This window comes from uncultured Tateyamaria sp. (genome assembly GCF_947494755.1).
GTDB lineage: Bacteria > Pseudomonadota > Alphaproteobacteria > Rhodobacterales > Rhodobacteraceae > Tateyamaria.
The window spans coordinates 1-1,078 of sequence record NZ_CANLVZ010000045.1 but is presented as its reverse complement, the minus strand read 5'-3'; the positions used below and the strand labels follow the sequence as shown (position 1 = coordinate 1,078).

The 1,078-nt window shown below is 56.9% G+C and carries 1 protein-coding gene; it reads right to left on the bottom strand.

Annotated elements, in window-relative coordinates:
- Positions 1-1,033 (bottom strand): DUF637 domain-containing protein (locus Q0908_RS20295; RefSeq protein ID WP_299289111.1); only part of this gene is annotated, 1,033 nt, incomplete at its 3' end.
- Positions 1,034-1,078: the final 45 nt, after the last annotated feature.

Genomic DNA, 1,078 nt, shown 5'->3' with positions numbered 1-1,078 from the left:
TCTGCTCGTGGAAATTTTGGGCGTCTGCGGCGCTGTAGATGCCGCTGCGCACTGACATCAATGTGAGCGCGTCTTGCGACTGGATTGAGATCAAACTCTGCAGGAATTCCGAATTTTGGAGATTCTCTGAAGACAAACCGTATGTCTGCGCCAGTATATTTTCGTTAACACCAGCGATAGCCTCAATATGCTCAGAGCAGTCGCCTCCCGCAATAATGCACTGACCAAAGGCGTCTTGCTGTTGAAACGAAATGGTTTCATATTTGTGATATGCCGCCTCTTCGCAGGCCTCTTCTCCTTCACAGTCAGCGAGTTCAGCAACCATTTCTTCCCATTGCGCATGAGACAGATAATTGTTTATGAACCCCGACTGAGCGATTGAAGATGCAATGCTGACATTCGCGGCTTCGCTCCCGGAAAATACATGCCCAGCCAACGCACCCCACATAGAGGCCGTGGCAGCCTGCTCCATCTGCCATTGCTGGTGGTCGCTGGTTCCTGGTTCTGGCTCGTTTTCAACTTGGCCCGCATAAATACTCTGCGCCACGCCCCCTGCCGCCCCGGCCGCACAGTCGGCACCTTGTGCCTCGGCTGCAACGCAGCCCGCCAGTCCGTGCAACAAGGCGTGGTTCAGGGAGCCCTCTTCGAACCCTAACTCTCCGATTTCAAACTGGGCATCGGCGAGTGTCAGGTTCACGACCGTGTTGAGTGTCGAGGCGGCCAAGCCATCAAGGAAGTCGGTATCGTAAAACGCGGCGTTGACGCCGGCGCTGATGGTGTTCGCGATGCCGCCCTTGACGAGGTTCTGGAGCGACAGGTTGTTGTTGCCAAAGCCAAACAGGCTGGTGTCATCAAGCCCCGCAATCACGTTGCCAATCGCAGTGTTGCTCAGAACAGCGTCGTTCAGGCCTGCGCTGATGCCGACACTCAGCCCCGCAAATGCGGCCCCTTCCACGATCTCGCCGATATCGAAGTTGCCCGTCACGACCCCTTCGACCGATCCGACGATGGCGTGGCTGACAAAGGCGTCCACCCCCGTCGCCAGCCAGCCTGCGGGGACGTTCAGTAGGCTTTGTGC